At 34.2% G+C, this 24,833-nt stretch carries 22 protein-coding genes and 3 pseudogenes; 13 read left to right on the forward strand and 12 right to left on the reverse strand.

The features are described 5' to 3' along the window. Window positions 1-691 precede the first annotated feature (691 nt). The 4 genes and pseudogenes from J3D55_RS22390 to J3D55_RS17370 all read right to left on the reverse strand — a co-directional run bounded on the left by J3D55_RS22390 (window position 692) and on the right by J3D55_RS17370 (window position 5,481). Complete coding sequence (locus tag J3D55_RS22390) at window positions 692-898, reverse strand: tyrosine-type recombinase/integrase (protein WP_310467225.1); 207 nt, start codon at window positions 896-898, stop codon at window positions 692-694. Window positions 899-1,313: 415 nt separating this feature from the next. Beyond that, window positions 1,314-1,832, reverse strand: a pseudogene (locus J3D55_RS22395) (phage integrase SAM-like domain-containing protein); the annotation flags it as partial. 167 nt (window positions 1,833-1,999) lie between these two features. Further along, window positions 2,000-3,386, reverse strand: a pseudogene (mnmE, locus tag J3D55_RS17365) (tRNA uridine-5-carboxymethylaminomethyl(34) synthesis GTPase MnmE). A 325-nt stretch (window positions 3,387-3,711) separates the two neighbouring features. Further along, on the reverse strand, window positions 3,712-5,481 hold the full coding sequence (locus J3D55_RS17370; protein WP_259132743.1) for an aminopeptidase P family protein: 1,770 nt from the start codon (window positions 5,479-5,481) through the stop codon (window positions 3,712-3,714). Between the two features lie 417 nt (window positions 5,482-5,898). Between J3D55_RS17370 and J3D55_RS17375 the strand changes: the two genes are divergently transcribed. The 5 genes from J3D55_RS17375 to J3D55_RS17395 all read left to right on the forward strand — a co-directional run bounded on the left by J3D55_RS17375 (window position 5,899) and on the right by J3D55_RS17395 (window position 10,753). Beyond that, window positions 5,899-6,336 carry a DUF6526 family protein gene (locus J3D55_RS17375; RefSeq protein WP_259132744.1) on the forward strand — a complete coding sequence of 146 codons (438 nt, stop codon included), beginning with the start codon at window positions 5,899-5,901 and terminating at the stop codon, window positions 6,334-6,336. Between the two features lie 207 nt (window positions 6,337-6,543). Beyond that, window positions 6,544-7,647, forward strand: coding sequence for a DNA topoisomerase IB (locus J3D55_RS17380; protein WP_259132745.1), 1,104 nt, complete (start codon window positions 6,544-6,546; stop codon window positions 7,645-7,647). A gap of 521 nt (window positions 7,648-8,168) precedes the next feature. Beyond that, on the forward strand, window positions 8,169-9,794 hold the full coding sequence (pruA, locus tag J3D55_RS17385; protein WP_259132746.1) for an L-glutamate gamma-semialdehyde dehydrogenase: 1,626 nt from the start codon (window positions 8,169-8,171) through the stop codon (window positions 9,792-9,794). A 328-nt stretch (window positions 9,795-10,122) separates the two neighbouring features. Next, window positions 10,123-10,263 carry a hypothetical protein gene (locus J3D55_RS17390; RefSeq protein ID WP_259132747.1) on the forward strand — a complete coding sequence of 47 codons (141 nt, stop codon included), beginning with the start codon at window positions 10,123-10,125 and terminating at the stop codon, window positions 10,261-10,263. A 277-nt stretch (window positions 10,264-10,540) separates the two neighbouring features. Beyond that, window positions 10,541-10,753, forward strand: coding sequence for a hypothetical protein (locus tag J3D55_RS17395; RefSeq protein WP_259132748.1), 213 nt, complete (start codon window positions 10,541-10,543; stop codon window positions 10,751-10,753). A gap of 389 nt (window positions 10,754-11,142) precedes the next feature. Here the strand turns inward: J3D55_RS17395 and J3D55_RS17400 are convergent, their stop codons facing one another. Together J3D55_RS17400 and J3D55_RS17405 are read right to left on the reverse strand one after the other, a co-directional pair. After that, window positions 11,143-12,759: a helix-turn-helix domain-containing protein gene (locus J3D55_RS17400; protein WP_259132749.1), complete on the reverse strand. Its 1,617-nt coding sequence runs from the start codon at window positions 12,757-12,759 to the stop codon at window positions 11,143-11,145. 299 nt (window positions 12,760-13,058) lie between these two features. Continuing rightward, complete coding sequence (locus J3D55_RS17405; RefSeq protein ID WP_259132750.1) at window positions 13,059-13,925, reverse strand: tail fiber domain-containing protein; 867 nt, start codon at window positions 13,923-13,925, stop codon at window positions 13,059-13,061. A gap of 262 nt (window positions 13,926-14,187) precedes the next feature. Between J3D55_RS17405 and J3D55_RS17410 the strand changes: the two genes are divergently transcribed. Further along, window positions 14,188-14,574: a thioredoxin family protein gene (locus tag J3D55_RS17410; protein ID WP_259132751.1), complete on the forward strand. Its 387-nt coding sequence runs from the start codon at window positions 14,188-14,190 to the stop codon at window positions 14,572-14,574. After that, window positions 14,513-15,358 carry a thiol:disulfide interchange protein gene (locus J3D55_RS17415; protein WP_259132752.1) on the forward strand — a complete coding sequence of 282 codons (846 nt, stop codon included), beginning with the start codon at window positions 14,513-14,515 and terminating at the stop codon, window positions 15,356-15,358. Before J3D55_RS17410 ends, J3D55_RS17415 begins: the two co-directional genes overlap by 62 nt. 99 nt (window positions 15,359-15,457) lie before the next feature. Here the strand turns inward: J3D55_RS17415 and J3D55_RS17420 are convergent, their stop codons facing one another. The 4 genes and pseudogenes from J3D55_RS17420 to J3D55_RS17435 all read right to left on the reverse strand — a co-directional run bounded on the left by J3D55_RS17420 (window position 15,458) and on the right by J3D55_RS17435 (window position 18,986). After that, window positions 15,458-16,165 carry a hypothetical protein gene (locus J3D55_RS17420; protein WP_259132753.1) on the reverse strand — a complete coding sequence of 236 codons (708 nt, stop codon included), beginning with the start codon at window positions 16,163-16,165 and terminating at the stop codon, window positions 15,458-15,460. 108 nt (window positions 16,166-16,273) lie between these two features. Further along, window positions 16,274-16,637: pseudogene (locus tag J3D55_RS17425) on the reverse strand (3-oxoacyl-ACP synthase); the annotation flags it as partial. Between the two features lie 427 nt (window positions 16,638-17,064). Continuing rightward, window positions 17,065-17,772, reverse strand: coding sequence for a hypothetical protein (locus J3D55_RS17430; protein ID WP_259132754.1), 708 nt, complete (start codon window positions 17,770-17,772; stop codon window positions 17,065-17,067). A gap of 191 nt (window positions 17,773-17,963) precedes the next feature. After that, window positions 17,964-18,986, reverse strand: a complete 1,023-nt coding sequence (locus J3D55_RS17435) for a 3-oxoacyl-ACP synthase III family protein (protein ID WP_259132755.1) — start codon at window positions 18,984-18,986, stop codon at window positions 17,964-17,966. A gap of 74 nt (window positions 18,987-19,060) precedes the next feature. On the opposite strand from J3D55_RS17435, the gene J3D55_RS17440 reads away from it, so the two are divergent. From J3D55_RS17440 to J3D55_RS17465, 6 genes are all read left to right on the forward strand, one after another. Next, the gene (locus tag J3D55_RS17440) at window positions 19,061-20,011 is read left to right on the forward strand and encodes a CorA family divalent cation transporter (RefSeq protein WP_259132756.1); all 951 of its coding nucleotides are present in this window, start codon (window positions 19,061-19,063) and stop codon (window positions 20,009-20,011) included. Window positions 20,012-20,341: 330 nt separating this feature from the next. Further along, on the forward strand, window positions 20,342-21,928 hold the full coding sequence (locus J3D55_RS17445; protein ID WP_259132757.1) for a patatin-like phospholipase family protein: 1,587 nt from the start codon (window positions 20,342-20,344) through the stop codon (window positions 21,926-21,928). Between the two features lie 26 nt (window positions 21,929-21,954). Beyond that, window positions 21,955-22,323, forward strand: coding sequence for a glyoxalase (locus J3D55_RS17450; protein ID WP_259132758.1), 369 nt, complete (start codon window positions 21,955-21,957; stop codon window positions 22,321-22,323). Between the two features lie 95 nt (window positions 22,324-22,418). Further along, on the forward strand, window positions 22,419-23,183 hold the full coding sequence (locus tag J3D55_RS17455) for a DUF2310 family Zn-ribbon-containing protein (protein WP_259132759.1): 765 nt from the start codon (window positions 22,419-22,421) through the stop codon (window positions 23,181-23,183). 130 nt (window positions 23,184-23,313) lie between these two features. Then, on the forward strand, window positions 23,314-23,682 hold the full coding sequence (locus J3D55_RS17460) for a hypothetical protein (protein ID WP_259132760.1): 369 nt from the start codon (window positions 23,314-23,316) through the stop codon (window positions 23,680-23,682). After that, window positions 23,642-23,824, forward strand: coding sequence for a hypothetical protein (locus J3D55_RS17465; RefSeq protein WP_259132761.1), 183 nt, complete (start codon window positions 23,642-23,644; stop codon window positions 23,822-23,824). The genes J3D55_RS17460 and J3D55_RS17465 overlap by 41 nt, the downstream gene beginning before the upstream one ends. Before the next feature lie 136 nt (window positions 23,825-23,960). Here the strand turns inward: J3D55_RS17465 and J3D55_RS17470 are convergent, their stop codons facing one another. Both J3D55_RS17470 and J3D55_RS17475 read right to left on the reverse strand, forming a co-directional pair. After that, entirely contained in the window at window positions 23,961-24,512 is a 552-nt protein-coding gene (locus J3D55_RS17470; RefSeq protein ID WP_259132762.1) for a DNA-3-methyladenine glycosylase I, read from the reverse strand. Continuing rightward, window positions 24,509-24,829 (reverse strand): nucleoside triphosphate pyrophosphohydrolase family protein, encoded by a 321-nt coding sequence (locus J3D55_RS17475; RefSeq protein ID WP_259132763.1) that lies wholly within the window; start codon window positions 24,827-24,829, stop codon window positions 24,509-24,511. Before J3D55_RS17475 ends, J3D55_RS17470 begins: the two co-directional genes overlap by 4 nt. Window positions 24,830-24,833 lie beyond the last annotated feature (4 nt).

A 24,833-nucleotide genomic window follows, 5' to 3' on the forward strand; every position in this document is an offset into this window, starting at 1 on the left:
CACCTTTTCTATTTTGCTATCCACAATTTTTGCATAAATCTGCGTGGTTGTAAATCTATATATCCCAACCTTTGAAACTGTGCAAATGTCTGCACCAATTTCCAACAACATAAATTAACTAATTTCTCTAATAAATCCTTTATTCTTAATCTATAAATGATTAATATATACGTAACTTTTACACTATTCTTTTATTTTTAGCAATATAACCAGATCTAATAAATACTGTTTAGACCAATTATCCGATACTTTTGGATTATGGATGAATCTTTCTACATCTTTCTTAGCGATTTCAAAATTCAGGTTTTCGATTCGCTCTGTTAACAACACTATCAATTCTGCTTAGGAAATAGTCTCTTTTACCCAATTGGAACTAACACTCAAAATAAAAATGTAAAAATAAAAACAGATAATCGGAAATAAATCGATTATCTATCGAATATTTCACATTCCAGGCCTCATTTGTCTCTTACTTACTCTGTAAAAGTAACAAGTATTATTAGAGGTAAAATTTGACAGATTATGCGTATAATTATATGCTTTAACATCGATTATTACCTATATATCTGATATTATACGCATATACATATAAAAAATATGTTGCATTTAAAAAGCATACGGTTGCACTTCCCAGTATCATACTATTGAAAAAGAAATTGACAGTAAATTTGTTTCTTAGCGATTAATTATTTCACAACTCAATATTTAGTTCCGGGATAATCTCAGCGGCTTCTTTCATTTTGCTATCTACTATTTTTGCATAAATCTGCGTAGTTCTCAATTCTCGATGCCCCAATCTTTTGGAAACCGTGTAAATATCTGCACCATTTTCCAGAAGTAGGACAGCATTTGTATGTCGAGCTGAATGAAAAGTAATATGCTTGGGAAACCGCAGCACGATTGCACCAGCGGATAATTTCAGTATTGTAGGTCATTCCATATTTCAAACCTTTGAAAACTCTTTCATGGGGATCTTGTCTTTCGCCCAACAATTCTCTGGCTTGTTTTGAAATATAAAGGTATTCTACACCCTCTGTTTTTTCTTGTCGGAAATTTACTCTAGAAACATCACCTTCATCACGGACTTCTTTCCAAATCAAAGTATTGATATCCGACCAACGTAACCCTGATAAGCAAGAGAAAAGAAAAGCCTTCTTCAAAACCGGATATTTACATTCTGCTTTTGCTAATCGTTGTAGTTCATCAAAAATCAGATATTCTCTTTGGCTTTCGGCTTGCTCAAACGATTTTATCTTTGAAGCATAATTTACTGTCAAATAGCCATTATCGAAAGCATTACGCAGTGCAGCTTTAAACTTGTTGAAATAAGAATACTTTGAGTTTTGAGAAAGAGGTAAATCACTTTTACTAATTGCATCCTTTTCAAAGTATTTCCGAACTTTTTTAATAAAATATTCATCAATTTCCTCAAAAGTTAAGTTCTTTGGAACTACCTTTTTTAGATGCTGGTAGGTAGAGAACCAATTACCATAATTATTTGACGAATCGAGCGTCCGTTTTTCCTCCGCAAGATCAGCGAAGAAGTTTAAAAATACCCGTTTAGCTTTCGCAGTATTTTTTAACTCAAATCTTCCTTGCGCATATTCAGCTTTTCGAATTGAAATTACATTTTCTGCAAATTCCAAAGCTTCTTTATTTTCTTTCTTTTCTTTGGCAGTTTTTGGATCAACAATCAGATAGGTATCTAAATTCTCAAAATTTCTCAGATGCTTTCTTTTTCCTTCATTAGTAATTTCAGAACCACGGTAAAACTCGATTGACAAACTAATCCTTCCGTCCTTTAATTTTCTTTGAATAAGTGATATTTTCATAGATTCGCTTTTGTACTACTTTGTACTACTTTTGACTATTTTCAAGGTCCTAAGTAGTACAAAAGTGGTACAAATATACAAATATAGTCCAATAAGAGAAAATAAACCTTTGCTAAATGTCTGATAATCAACTAAAAGAAAGAAAAAGAAATCAAAGAAAAGCTAATTTATTTCCCGATACAAAACTTAGAAAAAATATTCCCTAGAATCTCATCATTCGTTACTTCTCCGGAAATCTCACCAAGATGTTCTAACGCGTTACGAAGCTCATAAGCTAATAATTCGGTTGAAATTTGAAAACTGATAGCTTCTTTGACCTTATTCACAGCATCTAAAGATTTTCCTAAAGCTTCAAAATGACGCTGATTTGTGATAACGACATTATTTTCTGCAGATTTTAATTGTTCAACATAAGAAGATAGCTCATTTTTAAGATCCTGAATATTCTGATTCTCAACGGCTGAAATTTTAATAAAATCAAACTCTTGAGAAATGGCATTTCTAAAAATATTTTCCGCCTTTTCATATTGAGTAGGTATAACTTCATCAATTTTCGTCGCGCAAATAATCAATTTCAGATCATCTCTCAACAAAGATTTTATCATATCGATATCTTCGGAGAAATCCTCTGTTGCGGCATCTGCAAGATAAACGAGAATATTGGCGTTCTCCACTTTTTCTTTTGCTTTTTTCACGCCAATTGCCTCAATTTCGTCAACCGTTTCACGCAATCCGGCTGTGTCGATCAAACGAAAAGCATGACCTTTAATATGCAGAATTTCTTCAATTGTATCTCTCGTCGTTCCTGCAATATTGCTTACAATGGCTCTTTCTTCTTTCAATAAAGCATTTAATAAAGTCGATTTTCCAGCATTGGGTTTTCCGATGATCGCAACGGCAGTTTCCGTTTTTGATGGCATTTCCGTATTGGAAACTTTCGATAAGCGAATTTAATTTTAATTCAATTTTATCAAGTAATTGATTCAGAGCAGATCTGTCTGCAAATTCCACATCTTCTTCTGCAAAATCAAGTTCTAACTCAATTAATGAAACAAAATTTAATAAGTCGGTTCTCAAAAACGAAATTTCATTGGTAATTCCACCTTTCAGCTGATTGATAGCTACTTTTCTTGAAGCCTCATTTTCAGAAGCAATGACGTCGGCAATTGCTTCAGCCTGAGAAAGATCAATTCTTCCATTAATAAAAGCGCGAAGTGTAAATTCTCCGGCTTTTGCCATTCTCGCTCCATTTTTAATCAGCGTTTCAAGAATACGTTTTCCAATGTGCGGAGAACCGTGAAAAGCAATTTCTACCGAATTTTCGGTAGTGAAACTTTTTGGTGCCAGAAAAATCGAAAGCATTACCTCATCGATCGCCTCTTCTCCATCCACAAAATATCCGTAATGAATCGTATGAGACTTTTGTTTTTCCAGTTTTTTGGCAGGAAAAGATTTCTGAACGACAGATAAAGCTTCGTTACCCGAAACTCTGATAATTCCTAAAGCTCCTATTCCATTGGCTGTAGCCAACGCACAAATGGTATCGTTATTCATGGCGCAAATTTACGATTTTTACTATTAATTTAGTTATATACATTCTCTATTGCTTTCATTCTATTGAGGTCATAAATAAAAATCACCTCAAGAATTGAGGTGATTGCTGCTTTGAATTTACTAAGTGATATGAAGAATGAATGATGTTTCTTTTTGTTGATACAAAGATAGATCGGGTTGTGCTTCCAAAACTCAGGATAAACCCTACAATTATATCCGTGAAAATACGGGTTGCGCAAATAAAAAAGCCTTGTAAGTAAGATTACAAGGCTTTTATTTATTATTTAAAGTTATAAACTTTTAAATTTATTGATTATTTAATGTTTTAAAGCGGACTTACCAATTCCAAAAACCACTCTTTCACCTCTCCTTCCAAAAGCGGAGCGATTTTTTCTTCGCAAGTTTTGTGATAACTGTTCAGCCATGCGATTTCTTTTTCAGAAAGGATTTCTTTAACGATTGTATTTTTAAAAAACGGACAGAACGTTAAGGTTTCAAATTCGTAAAAAGTACCATGAATTGTTGTTTCCGATTCTTTTACGGCAATTAAATTTTCGTGGCGAATCCCGTAATCTCCTTCCAGATAATATCCCGGTTCGTTTGAGCAGACCATTCCTACCAAAAGTTCCTGCGGATTCAGATCTTTTCTGATGTTTTGCGGGCCTTCATGCACATTCATGAAACTTCCTACACCATGACCTGTTCCGTGGTTGTAGTCCTTCCCCTCCATCCACAAAGGAAGTCTCGCAATGGCATCCAACTGCACTCCTTTCGTTCCTTTCGGGAATTTCACCATTGATAAACGAATTAATCCCTGTAAAACCAATGTTGAGTTTCTTTTAAACTCGTCAGAAACCGCTCCCAAAGCCAACGTTCTGGTAATATCCGTAGTTCCTTCAAGATATTGACCTCCTGAATCCACTAAAATACTTGCATCGTTTGTAACGTCCTTACTTCCTTCACTTTTCGCCGAATAATGCATGATGGCGCCATTATCTTTATATCCGACAATACTGCCGAAACTTTCGCCTACAAAATTTTCACCTTCTTCACGGAAACCTCTTAGTTTTTGACCGATAGAATATTCGTTCATGGCTTTTTTTCCTGCGTTGTGAGTCAACCAGTATAAGAATTTCACCATTGCAACACCATCTCTTACCATTACTTTTCGGAAACCTTCCAACTCAGTTTCATTTTTCTGAGCTTTCATTAAATTTCCAGGAACCGGAGCTTTGATGAATTGATTATCTGATTGTAAAGCTTCAAAAATTGACTGATTACTTGTGGAAGAAACTAAAACTTTTTCGTTTTTGAATACTTTTAAATGATTGTAAAACTCTTCGTAAGGCATCATTTTTACGAAAGATTCATCCATCGATCTTCTGGATTCAACTTCTAATTTTTCAAGACCGGTAAACAAAATCGCATCATTTTTTGTAATAATGATATATCCCAAAAATACAGGATTGCTTTCTACATCACTTCCTCTTAAATTCAATGTCCATGCAACATCATCCAAACTTGAAATAATATGAACCGTCGCTTCCTGATCTTCCATTTTCTGGCGGATCGCAGCCACTTTATCCACAACAGATTTCCCTGCTCTCTCAACCGGATGTACAAAAATCGGATTTTCTGATGGCGTTCCTCTGTCTTTCCAGATTTCCTTTAAAAGTGGAGAATCAACCAGTGTTATATTTTTTGAATTTAATTTTTGAGTTAAAAGTTCCCAGTTTGCATGAGAAGTGGCCACAGCATTTACGGCTACTTTTCCGTTTTGGGGAATTTCAGAAATAATCCAGTCGATATAATTGGGAGTTCCTTCCATTCCGTCTTTGAAAAGATCAATTCCTGATCCCGCCAATTCGATAGGAGCTTGAGTAAAATATCTTCCGTCTGTCCAAAGTCCTGCTTTATCTTTTGTAACTACTACAAAACCCGCAGAACCTAAAAATCCGGACAACCAAGACCTTTCCTGCCATTCCTGAGGCAGATATTCGCTCATATGAGGATCTGCAGAATATACTATAAATGCATCAACATTATTTTTCTGCATTTCTTCACGAAGCGCAGCTACTTTTTCCTTTGAAGTCATTTTTTATAATTTTTTAAAGATGGAAAGTTACAAATTTTTTGAAGGTTGGAAGGGAAAATATATTGTCTATTTTTTGAATTTGTAATGTTTTTCTAATGTAAAGACTACGAAGTTTTGTTGATAAGTTTTAATTTTTAAATTCGCAAATACGTTTCACTTAGCAAAGGTTTTTACAATGTATTTGTTGTCCTTAAAGGATCTAACCTCTGTTTTTGAACAAGTTATTAAGATTTCTTCAGAATGACCCTTGTCAAGGTTCAAATCTTGACAAGGCTTTGACTCCTACAAAAAATGATTCATTCTCAAAACAATAAATAATACCGTTATTTAACTAAAACAACTCATTTTATATACCACAAAAACCAATTATTATTAAAAATATACAGTTTTGGAAAGATTCTTGCTTACATACAAATTATGGAAAGCCAGAATTATAAAAATCACAGGAAATTTTATCCACCGCATCATTTTATTTATCTTCCATTATTACTTCTTCTGGAAGTTTTCGGAATCTGGAAAATTTTTAATGATGAGCTTAATCAACTGATTTGGATTTTATTTTCAATTATAATTTTTCTAATTTTCTATTTGGCAATTATGCTGCGACAACATTACGCGTTGGGACTTCAAAACCGATTGGTAAGATTGGAATTCAAACAAAGATATTTTGAGATTTTCAATCTAAGATCCGATGAAGTTGAAGAAAAACTGAAGTTCAGTCAAATGGCAGCCTTGAGATTTGCTTATGATGACGAATTTAAAATTCTTCTGGAAAAAGCTTTGAAAGAAAACATTTCAGGAGAGCAGATCAAAAAATCCATCAAAAAATGGAAAGCTGATCTTCACAGAATTTAAAATAATAAACACCAAAAATAAATTATCATGAAAAAATGGACATTATACAGTATGACATTAATTTGTCTACTGACACTGACGAGTTGTGAAGCGGTAGAAACAATCTTCAAAGCAGGAATGTGGTGGGGAATCATATTAGTAGTTGGCGTAGTAGCCATTATAGCATGGCTATTTTCAAGGGGTAAGAACTCTTAACCAAATCATCTCATGGAAAATTCAGACTTAGACCTCATTTCCCATCTGAAACCCGCGAAGATTGTAAAAATTATGAAGGATCCGGAGGCTTCTGCAAAGGCGGTACATCTTATTTATACCACCGATGCAGAAACGACCGGTATCACTCGCAAAAAGACCGGAAAAAAGTATTCTTACTACAAAGACGGTGAAAAAATCAAAGACAAAGACGAAATTACAAGAATCAACAAGCTGGTTATACCTCCGGCTTGGGAAAACGTGTGGATTTGTGCTTTGGATAACGGTCATCTTCAGGCAACCGGCTTTGATGTTAAAAAGAGAAAGCAATACCGCTATCATCCTTTATGGAGCGCGCTGAGAAACCATACAAAATTTTACAGAATGCTTCAGTTTGGGTATGTTTTACCTGAAATTCGGCTTCATGTAGAAAAAGATTTAGCCTTAAGAAATTTTGAGAAAAGAAAAATCTTAGCTCTGATTGTCAGTTTGATGCAAAGAACAAATATCCGAATTGGAAATAATGCTTATGAAAAACTATACGGTTCTTTTGGTTTAACAACTTTAAAGGATAAACACGTTAAAATTCAGGGGCAGAAAATTACTTTTCATTTTAAAGGTAAAAAAGGAGTCATGCACAATATTGATCTTAAAAGCAGAAAATTAGCTCGTTTGGTGCAAAAATGTAAAGATATTCCAGGGAAGGAACTTTTCCAGTTTTTGGATGATGAAGGACACCGCCATACGATTGATTCCGGAATGGTAAATGATTATATTAAAGAAATCAGCGGTGAAGATTTTACGGCTAAAGATTTCAGAACATGGTCTGGAACGGTAAGTGCTTTGATTGCTTTTAAAGAAATCGGATATGCCGAAAATGATTCTCAATACAAAAAAAAAGTAAAAGAAGCGCTGGAAATCGTTGCCGAACATCTCGGAAATACAAGTACGGTTTGCAGAAAATATTACGTCCATCCTTTAGTTATCAATCTTTACGAAAATAATTCGATTAAAAAATATCTCGATGAATTGGAACAAATTGAAGAAAATGATGGCAAAGCTGATTTAACGCATGAAGAAAAGCTTGTGTTGAAAATTCTTGAAAATGAGAAAATGTAGTTTACAGAAATTGTAAATAATCATTCGTTTTGAGGTTGACATTTTCGTTGATTTAAATAGAATTTCAGGTTTTGGCTAAAGCCAATTTATTATTGTACAAAATAAAGCGGACTAAAGTCCGCTCCTATTGATGCTTACAATTGATTTTAAATTAGAAAATAGTTTGGAAAGATTCGCGCCCTAATTTATTTTGACTACGTTGAACCTAAATATTTCAGGATGACAGATATTGTGGATTTAAACCTTCAAGGTTTTAAAAACCTTGAAGGTTTGGGTTGATTTGATTGTAACAGTCGCAAATTCATAGCCCCAATAGAAACGACATCCTTTTTTGTTGCGGCTGGAGCGAAGCGGAAGCCGTAACAAAAAAGATACAGTGGATAGCGGGAAAAAGCTTCAAATAAAAAGGGTAAACAAGTTTAGATAAATAATAAAATGCAAATAGTCTGTATCGATTTTTAGTCCAAATTAATTGTTGTAAATTTGTATCATTAGCAAATTAAAAAATAATACAACGTAATATGTCTAAAGCAATTTCGCAAGTACCATTTGCAGTAAACGAACCGGTAAATTCTTATGCACCGGGAACTCCAGAAGTAAAAAGCCTTATCGCCCAATACAAAAAAATGTGGGCTGAAAAGATAGAAATCCCAATGGTAATCGATGGTAAAGAAGTAAAAACTGGTGATACAGTTCAGCTTCAGTCGCCTCAGGATCATGCGCATGATTTCGGTTTTTATCACAGAGGAACAATGCAACACGTAGATGACGCCATCAACGCTGCATTGGCTGCAAAAAAAGAATGGAATGAGCTAGGTTGGGAACACCGTGCCGCTATTTTCTTAAAAGCTGCTGATCTTTTGGCAGGACCTTACAGAGATGTAATCAACGCTGCGACGATGATCGGACAGTCTAAAAATGTTCATCAGGCTGAAATTGATGCAGCTTGTGAGTTTATCGATTTCTTGAGATTCAACGTAGAATTCATGACGGAAATGTATTCTGAACAGCCGGTTTCTGATGCAGGAATCTGGAATCGTGTAGAATATAGACCATTAGAAGGGTTTGTTTTTGCAGTAACTCCATTCAACTTTACAGCAATTTCAGGAAACTTGCCGACTTGTATGGCAATGCTTGGAAATGTAGTGGTTTGGAAGCCTTCTGACAAGCAAGTTTATTCTGCAAAAGTAATTATGGATGTTTTAACAGAAGCTGGTCTTCCAAAAGGAGTAATCAACATGATTTTCACGGACGGAAAAGAAACGGCTGAGAAAGTTTTGGCACACAGAGATTTTGCAGGACTTCACTTTACAGGTTCTACGAAAGTTTTCCAGGGAATGTGGAAAATGATCGGTGACAATATTCATAACTACAGAACGTACCCAAGAATCGTTGGAGAAACTGGTGGAAAAGATTTTGTTATCGCTCACCCTTCTGCAAATGTAGAAGCTGTTGCCACTGGTTTGGTAAGAGGTTCATTCGAATATCAAGGGCAGAAATGTTCTGCGGCTTCAAGAGCTTATATTCCTAGATCTCTTTGGGCTGATGTGAAAAAAGTAATGGAAACTCAACTTGCTTCTATTAAAATCGGTTCTCCTGAAGATCCTTCAAACTTTGTAAATGCTGTAATCGATAAAAATTCTTTCGAAAAATGTAAAGGATATATCGACAGAGCAAACGCATCAAGCGAAGCCAACGTAATCATCGGTGGAAATGTAGATGATTCTAAAGGATGGTTTGTACATCCAACCGTAATCGAAACTACAAATCCTCAGTACGAAAGTATGGTGGAAGAAATCTTCGGTCCTATCCTATCTGTTTTCGTTTATGAAGATGAGAATTGGGCAGAAACGTTGAAAATTGTTGATTCTTCCTCTCCATATTCATTAACGGGTTCTGTGTTCGCACAAGATCGTTATGCGGTAAATGAGGCATTCAAAGCATTGGAAAATGCATCAGGAAACTTCTATATCAACGACAAACCGACTGGCGCTGTTGTTGGTCAACAACCTTTCGGTGGAGGTAGAGCTTCAGGAACGAACGATAAAGCTGGTTCTAAAATGAACTTACTAAGATGGACGTCTGTAAGATCTATCAAAGAAACTTTTGTTTCTCCTAAAGATTACAAATATCCTTACCTAGGATAATATGAGTAATAAGTAATGGGCAATGAGTAATTGTTGTTCATTGATAAATATAGCCTCGAAATTTTGGTTTCGGGGCTTTTTTTATTATCTTGTTTTAAGTCGTCACTTTGTGACTCTATATTTCGTTTAATTCTGATAAATTTCTCTAATGTGTTGAATTTTAACATATTTTAAATCACTTTATAAATACTTTAATATTTAATTATTTAATTCGGAATAATTCTTGAAATATGATTAATACACACTAATCCAAAATATTATGAAAAAATTATTGTTAATAGCAACAGTCGGAATATTCGCGGTAAGTTGCGGAACAAAGGAATCCTCGATGTCGACAAGTAGCACAGATTCAGCGGCGGTAGACAATTCAAGAACAATGTCACCTTCCACCACGGATACCATGACTACAAAGACAGCCAATCCTGACAGTATCAAGATGAAGATGGATTCAGCAACTACTGTTAAATAATAAACGTTTAACTTAAAATGGAAAATCCTCAGATGAAAGTTCTGGGGATTTTTTGGTTTGTTGATCGGTTGATAGTTTTTGGTTTATGGTTGATAGGATTTTATCCTATTCTGAATTAAGTCGCCCTTTCAAGGCTCCCTTAAAAATTTAAATTTGCTCAGAAAATCTTATAAATTCTAGCATTCTGTTTCCTACAATTTCTATAGAATTTTAAGTTAACTATTTTAATTAAATCACTATATTTGATATAATACTAAACATTAAAAAAGAAATTACTATGAAAAAATTATGGATAGGTGCTGTTTTAGGCTTATTATTTTTAGGAAGCTGTGCTGATAAAAAAGAAAACAGAGAAGCATTTAAAGAAGATCACAATAAAGATTCTCTAAGAAACAAAATGGGAGATTCTGCTGTTGCCAATTCAGAAACCACTCAGGTAACTCCTACGGATACAGCAAAAGTACCTGCCGATTCTACAAAAATAAAATAGAATAAAAAACAAAACCGCAGAAAATCCTGCGGTTTTGCACTTAAAAAAACTTGACTGAAAAAACCGGGTAATCACATCCCGATCATATTTTTAGAAAATTCTATCTATCAATTATTCTCCCAAATAGATAAATGTATTCAGTGAAAAAATGTTTCCACACTTTTTCCCTCTAAAAAGAATTATAACGTCTCTAGTATTCTTATTAATGTTTAATGTTTAGGTGAGTAATACAGGATTTTGTTTTTTCTAGAAAAATGTAATAAAACTGCAGTATTGGTTTGTCCTGTAAAACTGCCGCAAATATATGAAAGTGCTTATTCCACAGGAAATAAATAGTTATCCGTTTTCCTGAAAATGAAAAGAACAGTGTATAAAAAAGAGTATTAAGCTTAACTGTTTTCCCGAAAACGGCTAATCTTATCTGATTGGTTTTCAGACTCAAGAAGCTTTATATAAGCCGAAGGAGAATAATCTGTTACGATTTTAAAAACGGAAGCAAACTTACTGTGAGAAGAAAACCCGCACTCATCTGCAAGAATACTGATCTTGTATTGGCGGTATTTGTCATCATTAATAAGTTTATCTACAATATAATTTATCCTCAAACGGTTGATATAGGTTTTAAAGTCTGCACTTTTATGCTGATTGATCACGTAAGAAAGATACTTTGTATTCGTGTTTAATTCTCCTGCAAGAAAAGGCAGAGACATATTTTTATTATTGTATAAAACACCTTTTTCAAAATCATTAAGAAATTCCAGTAATTTTGATTCGGTTTCGGAAGTCATCAACGATTCGTTTCGTTTTTTATTGATGTCACTGTTTTTCTCGGAAATTTCTTCTACAGAAATATGAGAAAAATCTGGTTCATCATCTTCTACAGGAATTTCTGTATTCTGAATAATTAATTTCTGCTGATTCCTGATAATATCCCTGAATTTTGCCCGCTGTCTTTTCTGTTTTGCCCTAAAAGAAACAAACAAACCAATTAAAGCAGAACACAAAACCAGAATCGTGACATTTTTAGCTACACTTATCGTGCTTCCTTTTTTATTAATTTCAGGTTCTGTTTCTTCGTTAAAAACTTCATTATTTTTAGCATTAAATTCACTGAAAGCTTTCAGATATTTTCTGGCATACATTTCTGCGTGATCTTCATCGTTAATGCCTTCATAATAATCATTAATAGTGGCATAGACAGATTTTTTCAAACCAAGATGGCTTGATGTATCCGCAATTTCTTCTGCTTTTTTCAGATAAACATCAGCTTCCTTCCAATTTTTCTCTTTAATTCTGATTGCTCCTAAACCGCTGTAAACAAAACCTAAAAGATAAGTCGGCTCAATCAGCATTTTTTCGGAAATCCTATAATTAATTTCCGAATTCTTTAGATCATTAATTTTAAAATAAATCTCACCCAATAATTCATAAGAATTTGCAGTGATGAATGCTACATCGCTGTTTTTAGTTTGTTTAAAATAAATTAAAGAGTGTTCGATAAAACCGATCGCCTTCTTAAAATTGCCATGATCAAGCTCATAATACCCCATTTCCTGATGCAATAATCCCAACGTTTTATTATATTGATTCGAATCCTGAATTTTTTTCGCTGTTTCTAAGCTTTTCGAGGTGTATTTCTTCGATTTTTCATAAAGTCCGACGGTTCTGTATTGCGTGGCAAGAAACCCCGTCACCTGAGACTGCCAATCTGCATTATCTATTGTATTAATAAGAGAATTGGCTTTTTCGGCATAGAAAATTGAATTTTTGAAATTCCCGATCTGCTGATACAAATTGGCAGAAAGCATCAGTGTTTTTACCTTATCTAAAGGATCTTTGGAAGATGTATACAGAGAATCTGCTACCTTCAATGCTTGAGGCATATTTTTCTGTGAAGTTACATCGAAAGTTTTTTGGTAGATTTTTTCGAAATTACTCTTTTCCTGAGCTGATATTTGATTAGCAGTAATCAAAAAAAACACAAGCCTATGAAAATTCTTAGACATAGATGAACAAATTATTATGGTTATTATAATAATTCATCATTTCCGGGGGTGTCTTTTTGTTATTCACAAAAATAAGAATAATTTAGTTTTTAATAAAATTTAATATTACCAATTAATTCTATATTAAAGAATTAAACAACATCTATCTTATGAATGATCAAATTCCTTCACGTAAAATCTGAAAAACTAATCAAAATGTAGTGGTAACTGTTTATATTTTAATAAAGACTCATTCTTAACATAATTATTACATCTGCAATCAATAAAAAGTATTATGAAAATATTAATAATTATAATCATCACTTCATTTTCATTTCAAGAGCTTTTACTTGTTGTCTTAGAAGTTCAATCTCTTTTTGCTGTTCTTGAATTGCTTTGGTAAGAACCACAGTCATTTCTGCATAATTTACTCCTAATGTTTTCATTTCATCATTAGCAGTAGTTACCAGTTCAGGAATTGCGGCTTTTACCTCTTGCGCAATAAATCCTACTTTTCTATCCCTACCTAATTCTTCATTTTTATATTTATAGTTGATGGTGCGAAGCTTTAAAATTTCTTTCAAGCCATAAGGATTATCTGTAATATCTTTTTTAATTCTTATATCAGAAGGTGTTATTGTACCCGAAGCAAGAATATTCCCAATAACATGAAGCTTTTCTGTAGGAGTAGTTGTTCCTATTCCCAGACTTCCTGAGCGTGTAAGAGCCATTATATTTACGTAAGCTGTACCGGCATCATCAGATACCGTTTGAAAATTTAAGAATGGTTCAGTACCATTTAGAGAATAGTTAATCTTTAAGAGTCTGCTTCCAACTGGCGCACTAATATTTTCAAGATAAAAACCAGGTCCGGAAAATCCATTAGATGTACCGGTACCTGTAATGGCTATTCCCGAAATAAAGCTGTTTGCTATCCCGCTTATTGTATTAAATTCACTTACATGCAGCTGTTGTTTGGGTGATAAAGTACCTACTCCCACATAGCCGTTATTAAGTAAAATAAAGTCATTTGACTCCTGGGTTGCATTTGGGATTCCGGTGATAGGATTGTCTTTCGCTCCATCTATATGAAAAGCACCCCGCGGATTTTGGGTATTAATACCCACTTGTGAAAAAGCAAAACCAGAAAATAGCATTGCAGATAAGAAAATTACATTTTTTTTCATCGTTTTTTATTTTTGAGATTAAACATTTGTGTATTTAGAACCATTTCTAAACTCTAGCAAATGTATAAAATTTTCATTAAGTGGTTATTAAGTCACTATTGTCAACTCAAAATTAAAGAATTAAACAGTATCTATCTTACTACTAATCAACCTGATTTAACTTAAATCTGAAAAAATAATCAGGATCTGGTTGTAACTATTTGTATTTTATAAAGACTCATTATTAACATAATTATTACATTTGCAATCAATAAAAAGTATTATGAAAAAAATATCAATATTCTCAGCTCTTTTCATCGGAGCATTTGCTTTTGCACAAGGGATAAAATTTGAGGACACCAACTTCAAAGCTGTTCTTGCCAAAGCAAAAAAAGAAAACAAACTTGTATTTATAGATGCCTATGCTTCTTGGTGTGGACCTTGTAAACTAATGGTAAAAAATGTTTTCCCACAAAAACCTGTCGGAGATTATTACAATGCTCACTTTGTGAATGCAAAAATCGACATGGAAAAAGGTGAAGGCGTTGATCTTGCTAAAAAATATAACGTAAAAGCCTTCCCTACTTATCTTTTCGTAGACGGAAACGGTGAAGTGGTACACAGAAACTTTAGGATATGTGGAAGAAAGCGACTTCATCCAGTTTGCTAAAGATGCGGGAGATCCAAGCAAAAGAATAGGAACATTGAAGCAGAAATTCGAAGATGGCGAAAAAGATCCTGAGTTTTTGAAAAATCTTGCAGAACTTACCCTGTATAATGATACTGAATTTTCCGGAAGAGTAATGGAGCGTTATTTCAACGCAAAAACAGAATTGGACAAAGATGATATTCAAATGTTGTTTACCGGACTTCAAAGCACAGACAGCCCTTTATATAAAACTTTTCTGGCGAAAAAAACAGATATCCTAAAAATAGTTCCTGAGAAAAATTATAATTTCTTTGACAAGAATATTAAGGTTAATACAATCCTTAAAAAATCTTACAATACAGATACAAAAACATGGAATGACAGTTATTTCATGACAGAAGCTCAGAAATTCTTAGCAAAAGATGAGGCTGACAAAATCTTAAAAAGAGCAAAAGCTGCAAAAGCTTTAAAAAACAAAGACATCGCAACGTACGAAAAATTAAGCCTTGAGCTTTACAAAGATACTTCTGCAGTAAAATCGGAAGAACTGAATTCACTGGCTTGGAATTTCTTTGAAAATGTAACGACAAAAGCGTCTTTAGAAAAAGCGGTTGCATGGGCTCAGGAATCTGTAAAGAAAGATGAGAACTACGCCAATACAGATACTTTGGCCAATCTTTACAACAAAGTTGGTGATAAGAAAAATGCTAAACTTTGGGCAGAAAAATCAATCAGTCTGGCAAAAAGCACAGGACAGGATTCCGGTGATACCGAAAAATTACTGAAGAGTTTAAACATTCAATAAAAATAAAAAAGCTGTCTCATTTGAGATAACTTTTTTTGATTTAAAAAAATAAAATCCGCAGAATGTTCTGCGGATTTTATTTTTATTTGTTATTTATTCTTAACTATTAAACACTAAAACCTGCATCTTGGTAAGCATAGCTTCTGTGTCTCCATTATATCCGCCGTAATTTGATGGAACATAATTTAAAGTAGTACTTCCATACCAAGCACTATATTGGACTTTAAAAGTATAGGTTCCTTCCGTAAGAGTAACCGATTTCAAAAAAGTTACTGGAATCGGCATATTGGCCAGCAATATTCCTCCAGTTACCCCAGGGAAACTCCCTGCCTTAGAAACATATGCTGACGATATTTTCGTCCCATTTTGCAATAGATTCAAAGTTCCTTGAGTCGAACTACCATTAGTTAATGTTGTATACCCTAAAATAGTAAATAAAAACGTCTGAGTTTTTGTTGGAGGAACCGTGAGAGTTATCGTAACACCGGGAACATCAATAGTTTGCCCTACGTAAGCCGTAGCTTCAGTTGTTCCCTGCACATAATAGATACTATTAATACTTCCGCCTACCGTATTGAGGGTCTGCCACGAGGGAGCGGCTGCAGCTCCGTTAGAAGTTAAAATCTGTCCTGCGGTTCCCGCCGATCCGGCCGTACTCGCATTTCCGCCAACATTTAATTCATTAACTACCTGTAATGATCCGTTAACATGTAAGCTTTTCTGAGGAGTCGGTGTGTTAATCCCTACCTGTTGTGCATTGTAAATTAAAGGGAAAAGTAAAACCGCTGATAATAAATTAATTTTCATTTTTTTCATTTTTGTGTTAATTTTTTAATTAATAAATTTTATTTTTTCATAAAAAAAATACTTTTTTAGCGACAAAATTATAATAAAAAAAACTTAAATATGTGAACTCATTCTATCACTCCACCCGAATTTAGAACCCGGAAACTGGGTACACAATTCGTCTGCATATTTACCTTCAGAGTGCATATTTACTGCTAAATATCTCCTGCATTTTCATCTTCTGTAGCAGAAAGTACAATTGCTCCTACTCCATAATCACGGAAACCCCTCTTCTTTCATCAGAAAAATCCAGTCCGAAAGAATGGATTTCTGCTCCTACCACCAAAATATTTTTATACGTTCCTGATTTAATAAAAGCATTTGCCACACTCGTCGCATACACAAAACCGGAACACTGATTTCTCACGTCTAAAGCTCCGATCGTATCGCAACCCAACATATCCTGCAATAAAACCCCGCAACCCGGAAAATAAGTCTATCAAACTTGGTTGCAAATGTAGAGTCTAAATACGAGAAATATGTTACTGCAACTCCACCTCAAATCAATAAAATATTAAAAATCAAATCGTTAAAAAATTAAAAAAGTATGATTGAAGTAGAAAAAGTGGTTGCGTGAGCTCAGGAATCTGTAAAGAAAGATGAGAACTACGCCAATACAGATACTTTAGCCAATCTTTATAACAAAAGTTGGTGATAAGAAAAATGCTAAACTTTGGGCAGAAAAATCAATCAGTCTTGCAAAAAGGACAGGACAGGATTCTAGTGATATTGAAAAGTTTAAATATCAATAATAAAAACAAAAAAGACTGTTTCACTTGAGACACGTCTTTTTTTTGATTTGAAAAAATAAAATCCGCAGAACATTCTGCGGATTTGTTATTTTGATTTCTTTATTATCCTTAATTATTATAGACTAAAACCTGCATCTTGGTAAGCATAGCTTCATTATCTCCATTATATCCAGTGTAAGCTGATGGAACAAAATTGACAGTAGCACTTCCAAGCCACGCACTGTACTGAACTTTAAAAGTATAGATCCCCGCTGTAAGAGTAACCGATTTCAAAAAAGTTACCGGAACAGGCATGTTGGTTAACGCCACTGTTCCTCCAGTTGCTGCACTAAATTCTCCTGCCTTAGAAATATATGCTGAAGATATTTTCGTCCCATTTTGCAAGAGATTCAAAGTTCCCTGAGTCGAATTATTACTAATAAATGTTGTATACCCTAAAATAGTAAATAAAAAAGTCTGAGTTTTTCCTGCAGGAACGATGAGAGTTATTGTGACACCGGGAACATCAATAGTTTGTCCTACTGTAGCAGTAGCAGCAGTTGTTCCCTGTACATAATAAGCATTGTTAATCGTTCCGCTTACCGTATTTAAGGTTTGCCATGAAGGAGCGACTGCAGCCCCATTGGAGGTTAAAATCTGTCCTGCGGTTCCTGCGGATCCGGCTGTATTTGCATTTCCGCCAACGTTTAATTCATTAACTACCTGTAATGATCCGTTAACATGTAAGCTTTTCTGAGGAGTCGGAGTATTTATACCTACTTGCGCACTACAAAATAAAGGGAAAAGTAAAACCGCCGATAATAAATTAATTTTCATTTTTTTCATTTTTGTTAATTTTTTAATTAATACATTTTATTTTTTCATTAAAAATACTTTTGCACTACTAAATTACAAAAAAAAACATTCATTTGTATGAAAATAAAAAAACTTAAAAATAAATTTATATATGTGAATAATGTACATATATAGCAAGTTTTCTGATGTTATTATAATTTTAAGTTCAAAAATTAATATTGAAACAAGACACTTCCCCAGGTAAATCCACTCCCAAAAGCGGAAAGAAGAACCAGATCTCCTCTATTAATTTTGCCTAATTCAATCGCTTCACTCAAAGCAATCGGTATAGAAGCTGCTGTTGTATTGCCGTATTTTTGGATGTTATTATGAATCTTTTCATCCGGTAATCCAAATTTTTGCTGTACAAACTGTGCAATTCTCAAATTCGCCTGATGCGGAATAAACATATCCAGATCTTCAATGGTTTTCCCCGCTTTATCCAGTGCTTCCTGCATGGTTTCAGGGAATCTTGTTACCGCATGCTTGAATACGAAATTACCATTCATAATTGGATATACTTCCTTATTTGTCACATTCTCAGGATCTTTCCTCATTCTATCACTCCACCCGAATTTAGAACCCGGAAACTGAGTACACAATTCGTCTGCATATTTACCTTCAGAGTGCATATTTACGGCTAAAATATCTCCTGCATTTTCATCTTCCGTTGCAGAAAGTATGATTGCTCCTGCCCCATCTCCGAAAATCACGGAAACACCTCTTCCTTCATCAGAAAAATCCAGTCCGAAAGAATGAATTTCAGCACCTACCACCAAAATATTTTTATACGTTCCAGATTTAATAAAAGCATTTGCTACGCTCATCGCATACACAAACCCGGAACACTGATTTCTGACATCTAAAGCTCCGATCGTATCGCAACCCAACATATCCTGCAACAAAACCCCGCAACCCGGAAAATAATAATCAGGAGAAAGCGTGGCAAAAACAATATATTCGATATCTTTAGCCGTCATACCCGCTTTTTCCAACGCTTTTTCTGAAGCTTTAAAAGCTAAATAAGCCGTCGTTTCCTGAGAATCGTTTCTGTCTTTTCGGTGTCTTCTTTCTTTTATCCCCGTTCTTTCCGTAATCCATTCGTCATTGGTGGTCATTAATTTAGCTAGATCATCATTCGTAACAATGTTATCCGGAACATGGAATCCGATTCCTTTTATTGTACTTTTAATCATATAGTTTTTTTAATTTTGGTAAAGATAAAACTTATTTAACACATACTTTTTCAAAATATTACTATTTTTACTCTATGCCAATTGATACAATTTACAGAGATTCCCAATGCGAATGGGTAGATGTTGAGGCTCCGACTGCGGAAGACCTGAAATTTTTACACGAAAGATATGAGATCAATAATCTTCTTCTGGAAGACACCTTAGACCCGAATCACTTACCGAAATATGAGGAAGATGGAGATGTGAAATTTTTTCTTCTTCGAGAAAGCACCGAACTGGAGCGTAAAAACCTCAACACCATAAGCGATATCAGTACCAAAATCGGAATTTTTCTTTTGGGGAAAACGATTATCACGATTCACAGGATGAAAACCAAAAGCATCATTGAAACAAAGAAACAGGTTTCCTGTCTTCAAAAGGAGACGACGGCTGAGAAAATTGCCCTGAAAATCGCCTTATTAATTATGAAAAGTTTTGATGATGAGTCCGTAAGTCTATTAGAAACAATGGATAACATTGAAAACGAGATTTTCCTGAAAAACACCAATCAAACCAATCAGATTCAAAGATTATATAAATTAAAACGCAAATCCGGCTTGAATTCCAGGGTTTTGTCGATTTCTACTGATGCCGTTGATAAATTTAAATTATTAGGATTACAGGATTCTGAAGTGGTCGATTTGAAAGATAAACATAAAGATGTTGTTGCCGATTTTGATCATTTGAATATTCAGGTTACCAACTTAATCGGGATGTTTTTGGCACTTTCGGATCAAAAGGCAAATCAGGTGATGAAAGTATTGGCGATTTATTCGGTTTACTTTTTACCCATCACCTTTATTGCAGGACTTTACGGAATGAATTTCGACAATATGCCGGAAACTGCGCACTCCACACGGTTATTTTTATACGTTAGGTTTAATGGGGATTGTTGTGATCTGTACATTTATTTATGCAAGGAGAAAACAATGGTAATTTCACTGGTAAAGTATCGTGAAAATACTGTATGTGAATATTTTAAATAGAATTAATTTTAAATAGTAAAGATCAATACTCAAATCGTTGTATTTTTATGATGTTAAATACATCAAGGCACGACGTTCATTAAATCAATTTTATAAACATTCAGTTTGTTATTCTGTAGGAATCCGGGCGTAATTTTTTAGAATCATTTTTAATTAATTGCTTAGATTCCTACGGAACGACAAACCGGATGGCAAATTGAGATAATTAAGAATGAAAATCTTGTGTCACACTGACCTTGTCGAAGTGTTCTTGCGCCTTAAAAAACAGCAAAAAATAAAAATTGCGCCTTTGCGATTAACCAACTTACAATAACCAAAACCAACCAAACCATGAAACCCGAAATCCTAAACAAAATTCTTGAAGAAGATGTTCTTTCAAAAGATTCTAAAGACAAGCTTGCTGCTTTGCATGACAATATTTCGTCCAAAGAATTTTCTGATCTTTTGGATAAAGAAGGCAATCAATATGTGGAATTTGTGCAGGAAGGAGGCGGCGTTTGGGGAAGTGCATTAGTCGGTTATCTGTATGGTCTGGAAATTTTCGGAATCCGTTTTCTGAAGGTTGCAGGAACAAGCGCAGGTGCGATTAATACCATGCTTATCGCAGCATGCAAAACAAAAGAAGAAGCAAAAAGTGAAGTGATTAAAGACATTTTGTTCAACTGGAATTTTGCAGATTTTATGGATGGAAAAACGTATGTAAAAACCACCATTCACGCGATGCTGAACAATAAAAATTTCCTGAAAATCAATCTTTATATCGCCATCGGAATTCTTCTGTTTTTTGGAATTATGGCGTTTGTTTTTCCGACGAAAGCAATTTGGGAAACCAAAATTCTCTTTTCTATTCCATTATTACTTGTGATTATCGGGGCTTTGTTTATGTGGAAATTATATTCTGATCTAAAGAAAAAAAATTCAGGACTGAATCCCGGAAACACCTTTTTGAATCAAATGACAACCGTTTTGGAAGGTTTCGGGATTAAAACTGTTGCAGGACTTAATGATAAATTTGTGCAGTCGGGAAAAGACCTCAACCTCAATTACCGCTACGGAAACGGCATGGAATATTATGCGATTGCGCTGAACAGTATTGAAGAAATAAAAGTCAATAATAAAGAACATATCGACGAAATCCGTTATAAAATTTTCTACGAAAGTGCGGTAAACAATGATTATTATAAAGCAAATCCTTTTTATTCATTAAAATCAGAATACATCGTCATTACCACTGATATTAATGCTAAAATTAAGGTCGAGCTTCCGACAATGGCGAATCTTTACTGGTCTGAAGAAGAAATGAAACGCATCAGTCCGGCTGAATTTGTGCGTGCATCGATGTCTGTTCCGTTCTTTTTCGAACCGATGCAGAAAAGAATCGACAAAGATGATGACTCGGTAAAATATGCATGGAAATTCTGGATGAACACGAAACAGGAAGACATCAATCCTGTCGGAGTTTTCATTGACGGCGGAAGTATTTCTAATTTCCCGATCGACCTCTTCCACTCTGCCGATATTTTTTATCCAAGAATGCCTTTGTTCGGAGTGCAATTGACCAGCGATTCTGATATACTTTCTGAAAAAGGAAAAACGAGTGAACAGATTTTGAAATCGCCCCTGTCATTTGCCGGAAATATCATCAGTACGCTGAAAGGTTTTAATGATAAAACATTCCTTACAAAACATACTTTCTATCATCTTTTCAGCATTCAGACCGTGAATTGCGGAACCAGCAACTGGCTGAATTTCTTTATGAAAAAAGAGGAAAAAGAAGAACTTTTTAATAGAGGATTTGTAGCTGCCTTAGATTTTCTCAATAATTTCGACTGGGAAAAATATAAGTGCGAGAGAATGATGCTTTCTATGAAGGAAAAAAAGATTTTGAAGGAAGAGGATACGAAGACGGTGGGATAATAATTTCCAATTAATCAACAAAAAGAATGATCAACAAATTAGATTTAAGAGAAACTTTACCAATTCCGGTATTGGAAACAAGCACAGCGGAAGAAACCTTTCAAAACCAAACTCTGCGCCCTATTTTAAAATTACAAAATGAACTGTATTTGTCTTTGTTTATCAACTATGCAATTCGTCAAAATGCAGATTTTAATTCTTTATCTACAGCCAAAAAAAGCAACTTTATAGAACAAAGCTTACAAAAAGATAACGTATTGAAAAGTATTTTTATCGGAATAACCATTGGTATGTTTACTTTGCAGGAATTGGAAGTTTACAATTTTGACAGCAAAGTCTTTAATAAAAGGATTGTTGCGATGCTGACGGAAAGGTTGAAGAAACAGATTAAATAATTTTCGAAATCAAAATAATCAATTTTACAAAAAAATTATAGGGATTTTGAGAAAAACAAATCATCTCAAATCAAACTGAAATACAAAAATAGACTATGTTCATACAAGAAGTTTCAATAGAGATAAATTCAAACTGTAGTAAAGATGAGGTTTATCAGGAATTTAATCTGCTTATGTCATTTTACAGAGACAACGGTCAAACCCAAGGCAGAATAGAAAGCCAATATATTGATAAAAACAAAATTACAGCACTCCCTTACTCACTAGAAAATAACTCTTTAGCGGAAGAAAACAATAATGTTTATGTCAATAAGTGGATAGAAAAAATTCAAACATTGAGCAATGCATTAATTTCAATTAAAACAATTGGGAAAACAATGGAAGATTATAATGGATGCTGCACATGTGAAAAATCCGATTTTTATATTTTAATCACAAATTATGTTTCAATTGAGTCACCTGTTACTTGTGGTAATTGTAATAGTAACGTTGCTCTCTATAATCTGCCAACTTATTATGATTTTGGATATATGCCTATTTTAAATTGGGAAACCAATTATCAATCCTGTGATCGATTACAAATGAATTGTCAAGTGGGCGAAAGATGGGCTCTCAATCAAATGCAGAAAACAGATTCAGCCTTATCAAAACAAGGAATACAGATATGCAAAAGAATAGAAGAGCTGACAAAAGTACCTACGTATTATTTTTTATATAATTATAGAAAACATAAAAGCAGCGACGATAACCGACCATGTCCCATTTGTAACAAAAAATGGAATCTGAAAAATAGAATGCATTTTTACGATTTTAAATGTGATGACTGTAGAATAATTTCAACAATTTCCGCCAATTCGTAATCAATCACTAACCATCCAATATCCGATAATAAAATTCAGAAAACTCTCGTTGATAAAATTTCACAAAAAAAAATAAATTCAATCACATCCATTCTTTTCGTAATTTTATTACATCAAAAAACAATATCCTATGAAAAAATCTTTTTTCTTACTCATACTTTTTTGCATTTTAGGATTTGACAATCACTTAAACGCTCAAAAAATCTCCGACGGACAACCCATTGATCTCAACGGAATGAGTGTAAGTTTCAATATTACAAACAAAGAAAGTATTCAGGTGGGCGGAAAACCGTTTGATCGGTATAAAGTTTCGGCGTCTGTAAAAAACACATCGGATAAATCTTACAATATCAGATTAAGCTCTTCACCGCAGATTGTGACCGATACCGGAATCGTAGAAACTGGACTGCATCAATGCAACAGGCGCAAAACTGACCTCAAAAAAGATCCAGCTGAAAATGAAAACACAGATTATCAATGCAACCTATTCTGCTTATGATAAATCCGGAAAGTTCACCACCAATATACTTCCGGTCATAGGAAGTTATTACTTTGATTCCGGAGATACCATTAAAGATGATGCGATTTTTATTGTTCCGCAGGGTGAAAAGCCGGATGTTTCGGTAAGAAGTTTAAAGTAACTGAATTTTAAAACTGAAGATTTCTGCTTTCGTTTTTGTCATTCAGAATGAAGAATCTATTTTAGACCAATTCGATTCTTATTAATACAGATGCTTCGAGAACCTCCTTTGTCGAAATAACGAATCGGGGAATACACTACCCTTTATTCCACATCGGATCATGCTTCAAAACCTCATCGAATATGGGGCAACTTTCTGTGTGACAACCTTTCAGATAACCGGTACTCATTAGAAATTCATTTACAATTTCGCCGCCTGTGAATTTGAAGGTTTTCTTGAATAATTTCATCCATTCCTCTAAGGTTTTCGGGTGATGATGTTCCAGCCATTTTTCGAAAGAACCGAATTCTTTTTGTAATCCGACAATGGTTTTTGCGTTTTCGATGGCTGCATTTACTTTTAATTTATTTCTGATAATTCCGGGATCGGCTAATAATCTTTCGCGGTCTGTTTCCGAATAAACCGCTACTTTTTGAATATCAAAATTATCATACGCCAATCTGAAACTTTTTTCTTTCTTTAAAATCGTCTCCCAGCTCAATCCCGCCTGATTAATTTCCATCACCAGTCTTCCAAACAATTCATTATCATTATGAATCGGGAAACCGTAATGATGGTCGTGGTAATTTTTATGAAGTTCTCTCCTGCTTTCAGGCTGCATGTTGTCTATGGCTGCACAATAACTCATTTTAGTATATTTTCTGTTTTCGTTAAAAATTTATCTAAAGCTTCTTTAATATCAATTCCTGTACGGTCTGCCAACACAATCAGCCACCATATATTTTCACTTAATTTATGCTCAAGTTCTTCTTCAGAATTGGATTTTGACCATGTTTTCTGGTGCGACATGATATTTCTTCCTGCCAAACCCGCATCCGTCAGAAAAGCCAGCGCATCCTGCTCTATTGTCCATTCTTCACCGTTCTGCTGAATTTCCAAATCATGGTATTTATCTCTGATTTCTAGAGAACGTTCTATGATTTTATCTAAATTGTTCTGATCCATTTAA

Source organism: Chryseobacterium ginsenosidimutans (assembly GCF_024807225.1).
In the GTDB taxonomy this organism is placed as follows: Bacteria; Bacteroidota; Bacteroidia; order Flavobacteriales; family Weeksellaceae; genus Chryseobacterium; species Chryseobacterium ginsenosidimutans.